Raw genomic sequence first — 8,704 nt, forward strand, 5'->3', positions numbered from 1 at the left:
AGCCAAAAATTACTTATACAATGATTACAAGTTTAGTTTAATCATATATAAAATGGATTATAATCACTAAACAATAACGAAATAGGGCATAAATTTGAGCAAAGCAAATACCTTAAAATACTTTTTATTATCACAATATTTAGAGCCAAAAACCTTAGATGAGCCAAAAAAGACAAATACCAAATTTAAAAAATCAATAGACCTTGACATTACAAATTTTGATGAGAAATTTCTACAAATTTTAAGGGCATTTGATAGCTCGCTTTTAAAAAATGGTATAGAAATTTCTATTTATGGCGGTATTTTTGAGACTGATTTGCTTGCCATTTATATCTCAAAGCTAGCAAATTCAAAATTTGAAAAAGAGCAAATTTTGGATGAGCTGCGATCTGAGCAAACGAGCTTTGATAAGGCATTTTGCTATAAATTTAAGCTTACTGGTGATTTGGTATTTTGTAAAGATGATCAAAATTTTGCTTTAAAAGATGTAAATTTAGATGATGATTTAACTCCGTTTTTTACACCAAACTCGTCTGATGATCTTTTCATCTCAACAGCTCCTTGGGCAATGGCTCGCCTAGATCATCTAAAAGAGATAAGCCAAAGTGACTTTAGCAAAGAGTGCGAGCGCATAAAAGACAAGCTATCTATCTATAAAGAAAAAATGGAATTTGGCAAATATATAAAGCTTATAAACGATGAGCTAAAAAGTGCACTTAAAACACCATTTTGTAATGATTTCTTAAGGCTTGAAATAAAGATTATAAATCCAAATTTTAAAGAAAATGATAGCCTTTTAAATAGCTTTTTCATAGATGATATAAATTTGCTTATAAAATTTTACGAGTCAGGCAGGACGCATGAGCTAACGGATCAGTTTTTGGACGAGGGCAGTGAGAATAAATTTGAAAGACTTGATGTAAGAGATGAGCAAAATAAAAGGCTTGTTAGAGATTTTTTTAAAGCAGAGGAGTATCCAAGATCGGCCTTTGCTAGTGACTTCGCTCTAAATTTTTCACAGCAAATTGCCGTTAATAACATCATTAAAAAATTTAAAGAAAAAAGTGGTGGAATTTATAGCGTAAATGGTGCTCCAGGCACTGGTAAAACAACGCTTTTAAAAGACGTAATGGCTGAAGTTGTTACGCTTAGAGCGATAAAGCTCGCACAAATGAGTAGACATGATATCTTTTCTCCAGTTCGAGATAGTAGCGATAAGGTGCTTTATTTCACTCTAAATAAAGAACTCCAGGGCTATGAGATGGTTGTTAGCTCTTGTAATAACGGTGCGGTTGAAATTTTAAGTAAAGAGCTTAGCCAACTAAAAAGCATCGGTAGTTACGCTGGCGAGATTGATTATTTTAAATTTATAGCTACAAGGCTTCTCTCGGCTGATGAAAAGACAAATTTTGGAGAAAAATCTTTTATCTCAAAACCTGCATGGGGGCTTTTTTGCATACCTCTTGGCTCAAAGCAAAATAAGTCAAATTTTGTCTTTAACGCGATTAATGGCGTAAAGATCGAAAAAACGCATAGTCAGTTTGAAGATATTTCAAAAGAATTTAAAGAATTTATAGAACAAGATGGCTTTTTAATGGGACTTGGCAAGTATTTGGCTACTGGCGAAGGAATTGATGATTACGACGAGGCAAAGGAGAAATTTAATCAAGCTCTACATGAAGTAAATCTACTTTTTAGCGAGATCAGGATCAAAGAAGAGGAGCTAAAAAGTATAAATAGTGAGCTTATAAATATCGATAAAAGACTTGATAGCTATAATTCAGCAAAGCAAATAGAAGAGCTTTTAAGGCCACTAATAGATGAGCTGGATTTGAGCAAAAATGAGCTAGAGCAAAAGGCTACGGAAGCTAACGAGCTAACAAAGCTTATCGGACAAAATGAAATTTTACAAGAGTATCTCAGTGCGCCTCCAAAGCCATTATTTTTTATTTTCCAGCAAATTTTAAAGACACAAGCTTTTGAAAAATATAACAATGAAGCGCAAAAAGTTAGTGAGATAAATCGCCAAATAGCTGAGCAAAATTTGAAAGCAAGTAAGCAAAATAGTGAAAATAAAGAGAAGAATGAAGCAAAATTAAACGAACTAAAAGCTCAAATAACTCAGCTTGAAGAGAAAATTTTAGAACTTAACACCAAGATAGACCATCTCAACAAACTTAATGGTGACTTTGTTAGACGTCAAAAATTAATTGGCAGAAGTGAAGAACTTGATAGCTTTTTAAATGGTACTTTTAATCAGAGCAATGAAGAAATACAAAAGAGTATGCCATTTATGATGGAGCTTAGCCTTGATGAGAAATTTCATAAGACAAAGCTTTTTAACGCAAGAATCAAGCTTTTTAAAGAAGCACTTAATCTGCATAAAGCTACTATCTTTGCTTGCAAAGAAGCTGTTAGAACAAATTTACGAGCTCTTAGCGTTATATTTAATGATGAAAAAATGGCTGAGAAAAACGGGCTTGAGGCTAAAGATAGACGTGAAATAATAAAAGGATTGTTCTTGCTAACGCCAGTTGTTAGTTCTACTTTCGCATCTTTTAATAATACCTTTAAAGAGCTACTAAATGGCGATATAGGTTTGCTCTTAATAGATGAAGCAGGGCAGGCAAATTTAACTAACGCATTAGGCGCATTGCTTCGTTCAAACATGGCTGTTGTAGTTGGCGATCCACTTCAACTTGAGCCCGTTGTAACATTACCGCCAGCTTTAAATAATGCTATTTTGCGCTACTGTGATGCAAAAGATGAGTTTAATCTACTAAAATCATCAGTTCAACTTCGAGCCGATAAAGTACAAAATATTGGTACATATATAAAAGGAGAGGGTAAGTCCATTTGGGTTGGTTCGCCACTTATTGTTCATAGAAGGTGCGCCAACCCTATGTTTAAAATTTCAAACGAAACAACATATGATGATATGATGATACTTGGCAGAAGTAGTGAAAGTAAACTTAGTGATCCTAATATCAAAACAGAATGGATTGATGTTAGTAGTAATGAATGGATAGGTAATTATAATAAAGCCGAAGGTATGATCGTTAAAAAGCTTTTAGATGGTAAGCTAGCCAAGCTAAAAGATAGTGTTAAAATAATAACACCTTTTAAAGATGTTTGTAAAAATTTAAAAGAGGCTGGTACCATTCACACCATGCAAGGTAAAGAAGCTGATGTTGTTATCTTTATTCTTGGTGGTGCCACAAAAGGTGCTAGAGCATGGGCTGCTAGTACGCCAAATCTACTAAATGTAGCACTAACAAGAGCAAAAGAGGTTGTTTATATAGTTGGTAACCGAGAAAATTGGTCTAATTTGCCATATTTTGAGGTAGCGGCTAGAAAAATAGATAAAGGACAGATTTGAATCATTTTGCAAAACGCATAATCCCATGCCTTGATGTAAAAGATGGCAGAGTTGTAAAAGGTATAAATTTCGTAGGACTTGTCGATGCTGGAGACCCAGTCGAGATAGCTAAGAGATACAACGACGAGGGCGCTGACGAGCTTTGCTTTTTGGATATCACAGCCTCTCACCTTGGCCGTGATACGATAGTTGATGTCGTAAAAAAGGTTGCAAGTAAGCTTTTTATACCGCTAACCGTTGGTGGCGGTATACGTACGTTAGACGATATTTCACGTCTTTTAAATGCTGGCTGTGATAAAGTAAGCTTAAATTCATCAGCCATACAAGATCCAAATTTGATTGATGAGGCAGCTAAGAAATTTGGCTCGCAATGTGTTGTAGTGGCGATCGATGCGAAGAAGATCGAAAATGGTTATAGTGTTTTTATAAATGGTGGCAGGATCGATACCAAAAAAGATGCCTTTACCTGGGCAAAAGAGGTCGAGTCGCGAGGAGCAGGGGAGATATTGCTAACCTCTATGGACAACGACGGTGTCAAACAGGGCTTTAATCTTGAGCTAACAAAGGTATTTAGCACGCTTTCTATACCGACTATTGCAAGCGGCGGAGCTGGTAAGATGGAGCACTTTAAAGAGGCTTTTGAAGCCGGGGCTGATGCGTGTTTAGCTGCTTCGATATTTCACTTTGGCGAAATCGAGATAAAAAAGCTAAAAGAGTATCTCAAGGCAAATGGTATTGAGGTTAGGCTCTGATGTTAGTTATCTCTGCTGGAAAAAACGAAATTTTTGACTTTGCCTTGCCGATGGGCGTGGGGCTAGTTGATATGGCGATAAATTTGACAAAATTTTTGCAGAAACGAGCATGTATTGGAGTGGATGAAAAGGGTATAAATTTAAAAAATATAGATCCGCACTATCTTGCAAAGATTGAAGCTAAATTTGCAAACTCATCAAATCCAGAGCTACAAAATCTAAGCCAAAATTTGTCAAAAAATCCTGAGCGAAATTTATATCAAATGCCAGAAAAGATAGTTTTCGTTGGCTCTGCAGGGCTTTATAAAGATGGTGAAATTTTGCAAATTTATGAAAGTTCGGTTGGGGCAAATATTGAAATTTCTAGCGTAGAAAATAGATCTTATTCACCGATTGAGTGTGAAATTTCTTCTATCGTTTCACGTGGAACTATCAAAACAAATTCGTCAAATTTTATAACGACTGATAAAAATTTAGCTTATAAAATGTTTGAAAAAGGCTATTTTTTAGAAAATATGGAGTTTTTTTCTGTTCTAAAAGTAGCTCAAATTTTTAAAATTCCAGCTTATGGAATTTTCGTAGCGACAAATTTTTGTAATAAAGATGCACATGCTGATTTTGTAAAAAATCACGCAGAGGCCAAGAAAATTCTAACAAAATATATAAAGGAAAATATGTGATAAATTTGCTTGATCTTAGTATCGATGAGCTAAAGGAGTTAGTTTCTCCACCATTTAGAGCAACACAAATCTACGAGTGGATATATAAAAAAAATGCAACCGAATTTAGCCAAATGCTAAATTTACCTAAAGATATGCGTCAAGATCTGGCTGAAAAATTTTATATCGATCCTTTAAAATGTGTAAAATTTGAGCAAAGTAGTGATGGTTCGATCAAGTATCTTTTTGAGCTAAAAGATGGGCTAAAGATAGAGAGTGTCTTACTCCCGATGAAAGAGGAGATTAGTGATGAGAATGGAAAGATTAGTCGCCATGCTCGTTATACAGTTTGTGTTAGCTCACAGGTTGGCTGTAAAATGGGATGTGCTTTTTGTCTAACAGCAAAAGGTGGGCTTGTTAGAAATTTGACCGCAGGCGAGATTGTGGGACAAATTTTATGGATAAAAAGAGAAAATAAGATACCTTATGAAAGACGCATAAATGTCGTTTATATGGGTATGGGTGAGCCACTTGATAATCTTGCTAACGTTAGTAAAGCGATCAAAATTTTAGCACTTAACGAGGGTCTAGCCATATCGCCGCGTCGTCAAACCGTTTCAACTAGCGGACTTGGCAGCCAGATAAAAAAGCTTGGCGAGATGGATCTTGGTGTGTTATTGGCCATATCGCTTCATGCTGTTACTAATGAACTTAGAAGTCGCCTAATGCCGATAAATAAGGCATATAATATCGAGGCTGTTATGGATGCTGTTAGGGGATTTCCTATCGATATGCGAAAGCGTGTAATGTTTGAATACCTTGTTATTAAAGACCTAAACGATAGTGTGAGTGATGCTAAAAAGTTGGTAAAACTACTTCATGGTATAAAAGCGAAGGTAAATCTTATATATTTTAACCCACATGAGGGCAGTGAATTTGGACGACCTGAGCTTACTAGCATGCTAAAATTTCAAGAATATCTAAGAGATCACGGTGTTACTTGCACGATCAGACAGAGTAAAGGCCTTGACATAAGTGCGGCTTGTGGGCAATTAAAACAACGCAATGAAAATGTAAAATTTAAAGCTATTTCCAGCGATAAAAATTTAAAAACACATTCACTTGAAGATAATAGTAAATCCAGTGTGAGTTAGAATGAGTGCACTTGATATAGCCGAAATAGTCTTTGTTGCTGTTGTGGTTTTACTTGGATTAGGGCTTATTTTAAAAGTTTTAAAAGATGAAAAAGATAGGCATAAATTCTAAGCCTTAACACCAAGATAAAATCTAACTTTCATATAGAAATAAAATGGAGCATTAATTGCATAAACTACAAAATTATCATTATGGTATCTAAATGCGATGAACTTTGGCAAAAGTAGGTAAAGATTTATTAAAAAAAGAAAATTTTAGACTAAAGTAAACCTTCTTTTGCAAATCTATAAAACTCGCTTTCAGCGTCAAATTTACTTTTTATGTTATAAAAAATTTTATCAAATTTAAAAGAAATTTCATCCGAGTGAAGCAAGAGCCTTTTTGCTCCAGTTAAATTTATCCGTTCACGCTCGCTCATCTCTTTATCTAAAATTTTCTCGATCTGTGGACGTGACAAACCATAAAGTGGTTCGCCAAGTATCTTGTGTTTCACATGAAACAAATGTAGGCGAATTTGATGCTGTCTACCAGTGAGTGGGATAGCCTGAACCAAAGTCGTATCAATATCTTCAAAATATCTGATCGGCAAAATTTTAGTCACTGCGCTTTTGCCATTTTCACAAATTTGCATTCGTATTTTCACATCGTCGTAGTTGTTTGCTAGATCCATTTTGGCATCGATCGTAAATTCTCGCTCGATCTTGCCTTGCACCATCGCGACGTAGCTTTTAGAAACCTCTCTGTTTTCAAAAATTTTCTTTAGTTTTATCGTAGAATTTCTATCTTTGCCCACAACTATCACGCCACTTGTTTCGCAGTCTAGCCTATGTGCCACGCTCGCATCTCGCCCAAAAAGTGTGTAAATTTCATCGTTTAGCGAGTAGTCGCAGTGTCTGCCATTTGGATGGCTCAGCACGCCGCTTGGCTTGTCAAATACCGCAAAGCTTTCGCATTCAAAGATCGGCTTTAGTCCCTTTGGCTTGGCCTCATAGTCGATCAAAAAAACATCGCCGCACAAAATGGCATTTTTCTCACTCGCGACACTGCCGCCACAGATCAGCCTGCCTTTATCGATGAGGCGCTGGGTTTGGCTCATGTTAAAGCCATTTTGCAGTAAAATTTCGTAAGCTTTTTGATGATCTGCATTAATGATAAATTTATTTACGTAGGGCAAAAATGATCCTTTTGAAAAATGAGCGAGCTATCTTAAGCCCAAATTTATAAGCGTATAACCGACATTTCAGCCCAGATTTTATATAATCAAAACTTAAATTTAGAGAAATTACACGACGTGATTTCTGGCTCAAAAAGCCAAATTTATACTTTCAGGACAAAAGCAAACTAACACAAAAGGTTCAACAATGGTCGAAAGATACTCACGCAAAGAGATGGCTGAAAAGTGGAGCATACAAGCAAAATACGACGCTTGGCTCAAGGTAGAAAAAGCTGCCGTTAAAGCTTGGAATAAGCTTGGCTTCATAAGCGACAGCGACTGCGAGAAAATTTGCAAAAACGCTAAATTTGAAGTAGCTCGCATCGACGAGATAGAAAAGACGACAAAGCACGACGTCATCGCATTTTTAACAAGCGTCAGCGAGAGCCTTGGCGAGGAGAGCAGGTTCGTGCACTACGGCATGACCTCAAGCGACTGTATCGACACAGCCGTCGCACTTCAGATGAAAGAGAGCCTAGAGCTCATCATCAGCGACGTAGAGGAGTTTATGCAGGCGGTCAAAAACAGAGCAAATGAGCACAAGCACACTCTCATGGTCGGCAGAAGCCATGGCATCCACGGCGAGCCGATAACTTTTGGCCTTGTGCTTGCTATCTGGTATGACGAGATCGCAAGGGCGCTAAAGCTCATCAAAGACGCAAAAGATACGATCAGCTACGGCAAGCTTTCAGGCGCTATGGGAAATTTAGCCCACGCTCCGATGGAATTTGAAGAGCTAACATGCGAGGAGCTAGGTCTGAAAGCCGCTCCAGCCTCTAACCAAGTGATCCAGCGCGACCGCTACGCACATGTGGTAAGCGCCATCGCAGTTCTTGCCTCTACTTGTGAGAAGATCGCAGTTGCCATTAGACACTACCAAAGGACTGAAGTTTATGAGGCGGAGGAGTACTTTAGCCCAGGGCAAAAAGGCTCAAGCGCTATGCCACACAAGCGCAACCCAGTCCTTAGCGAAAACATCACAGGCCTTTGCAGAGTGCTACGCTCATACGTCACGCCTTCTCTTGAAAATGTCGCACTTTGGCACGAGCGCGACATCAGCCACAGCTCGGTTGAGAGATTTATTCTGCCAGATATGTTTATCACGGCTGATTTTATGCTGGTTCGTATCAAAAATTTGATAGCAAATTTGGTCGTATATCCAGAAAATATGATGAAAAATTTAAATTTAACGGGCGGGCTAGTCTTTTCACAGCGCGTGCTTTTACAGCTGCCACAGCGTGGAATTTCTAGAGAGGACGCCTACAAGATCGTTCAACGCAACGCCATGAAGGTCTGGGCGGACTTGCAAGAGGGCAAAAAAGCGATCGACGAGCAAGGCCACAGCCTATTTTTACAAAATTTGCTAAATGACGAGGACCTAACTAAGAGCCTTAGCAAAGATGAGATCAAAGAGTGCTTTGACTACAACTATTACACCAAAAACGTAGATAGAATTTTCGCCAGAGTTTTTGGCAAGTAAATTTAAATGCAAGAAGCAAATTTATGCTTCTTGCTTCAATACATCGATTCAAAAATTTTTACAATC

General features: G+C 37.3%; 6 protein-coding genes. 5 read left to right on the forward strand and 1 reads right to left on the reverse strand.

All coding sequences use genetic code 11. The features are described 5' to 3' along the window. Positions 1-94: 94 nt before the first annotated feature. From F3H01_RS05460 to rlmN, 4 genes are read left to right on the forward strand one after another with little or no spacing between them, the layout of a single operon-like run. Complete coding sequence (locus F3H01_RS05460; protein ID WP_149725094.1) at positions 95-3,379, forward strand: DEAD/DEAH box helicase; 3,285 nt, start codon at positions 95-97, stop codon at positions 3,377-3,379. Then, positions 3,376-4,131 (forward strand): imidazole glycerol phosphate synthase subunit HisF, encoded by a 756-nt coding sequence (gene hisF, locus F3H01_RS05465; RefSeq protein ID WP_149725095.1) that lies wholly within the window; start codon positions 3,376-3,378, stop codon positions 4,129-4,131. The genes F3H01_RS05460 and hisF overlap by 4 nt, the downstream gene beginning before the upstream one ends. Continuing rightward, the gene (locus F3H01_RS05470) at positions 4,131-4,811 is read left to right on the forward strand and encodes a purine-nucleoside phosphorylase (protein ID WP_149725096.1); all 681 of its coding nucleotides are present in this window, start codon (positions 4,131-4,133) and stop codon (positions 4,809-4,811) included. The genes hisF and F3H01_RS05470 overlap by 1 nt, the downstream gene beginning before the upstream one ends. Beyond that, on the forward strand, positions 4,808-5,944 hold the full coding sequence (gene rlmN / locus F3H01_RS05475; protein ID WP_149725097.1) for a dual-specificity RNA methyltransferase RlmN: 1,137 nt from the start codon (positions 4,808-4,810) through the stop codon (positions 5,942-5,944). The genes F3H01_RS05470 and rlmN overlap by 4 nt, the downstream gene beginning before the upstream one ends. Positions 5,945-6,204: 260 nt before the next feature. Here rlmN and F3H01_RS05480 read toward each other — a convergent pair whose 3' ends face one another. Then, positions 6,205-7,119: a pseudouridine synthase family protein gene (locus F3H01_RS05480; protein WP_149725098.1), complete on the reverse strand. Its 915-nt coding sequence runs from the start codon at positions 7,117-7,119 to the stop codon at positions 6,205-6,207. A gap of 187 nt (positions 7,120-7,306) precedes the next feature. On the opposite strand from F3H01_RS05480, the gene purB reads away from it, so the two are divergent. After that, positions 7,307-8,638 carry an adenylosuccinate lyase gene (purB, locus tag F3H01_RS05485; RefSeq protein WP_103570752.1) on the forward strand — a complete coding sequence of 444 codons (1,332 nt, stop codon included), beginning with the start codon at positions 7,307-7,309 and terminating at the stop codon, positions 8,636-8,638. The last annotated feature ends 66 nt before the right edge of the window (positions 8,639-8,704 follow it).

The sequence above is a fragment of the Campylobacter concisus genome (assembly GCF_902460875.1).
GTDB lineage: Bacteria > Campylobacterota > Campylobacteria > Campylobacterales > Campylobacteraceae > Campylobacter_A > Campylobacter_A concisus_AA.

Excerpts from the sequence above, each read along its gene's own strand:
- F3H01_RS05470 (WP_149725096.1), top strand. The coding sequence starts at position 4,131 with ATGTTAGTTATCTCTGCTGGAAAAAACGAAATTTTTGACTTTGCCTTG.
- purB (WP_103570752.1), top strand. The coding sequence starts at position 7,307 with ATGGTCGAAAGATACTCACGCAAAGAGATGGCTGAAAAGTGGAGCATA.